Genomic DNA, 773 nt, shown 5'->3' with positions numbered 1-773 from the left:
TCCTGCCAAATATTACGCTCCACTAACTGCTGAGAAGCATCTGAAGCGTTAGTGTTCCGAATGACATTCTGTATTTGGTTTAAATCTAAATGAGCAGCTTTAACGTTTTCTATTGCCTCTTTAATATTTGAGGTGGTCATACCATCAGGTAATCTATCTGCTAAGTCCCATTTCTCAGGTAGTAAATCTTTGTGAGTACTGCCGCCAAATTGTAGTCTTTTTGGATCAATGACGCTTACAAAGCCTATATGATCATTTGCTTTGTTTAACTTATCTTTAATTACTGCTGCAGCTTTAAAACCCGCCTTGTCATTATCGCCCCATATAATCACTTCTCGCCCTTTTAGCTGACTCCAATTGACTCCATCAGCAGCATTGCTGCCTCCCATCCATGATACTACGTTATATTCAGGTAGTATTTTAGATGCAGCTATAGCTGCCTTCTCACCTTCTACTATCAATATTGGCTTACTGCTAACAGTAGCTTTCTCTATGCCAAAGATAGGCTTGTCACCCTTATCAGTAAATCCTTTACAGCGCCAAGCTTGCTCTTCTTTTGCAGCGTTGTAGCAATAGGTGACAGGTAGAGTTTGTTTTGTACCATCCTTTTTGTTGATGAAGCGTACTACATACCCTAGTAACTTGTCGTCAGCATCTTTATAAGTGTATACTGCCTCTAATATGTGATGATGCATCATGCCCTTTAGATGCTTATTTGGATCAAAGCTTTCTGCATTTGTAATTTTGTCCTGAGCGGGCGTCCACTTATTTGC

At 40.0% G+C, this 773-nt stretch carries 1 protein-coding gene; it reads right to left on the bottom strand.

Annotation, left to right across the window (positions count from 1 at the left end):
• The coding region (locus KYQ89_RS07965; protein ID WP_256621470.1) for a toprim domain-containing protein at positions 1 to 773 on the bottom strand (773 nt) is incomplete at both ends.

This window comes from Rickettsia sp. TH2014, assembly GCF_019249195.1.
Taxonomy (GTDB): domain Bacteria; phylum Pseudomonadota; class Alphaproteobacteria; order Rickettsiales; family Rickettsiaceae; genus Rickettsia; species Rickettsia felis.
The sequence above is the reverse complement of the archived record's forward strand: the minus strand, read 5'-3'. Positions and strand labels throughout refer to the sequence as shown.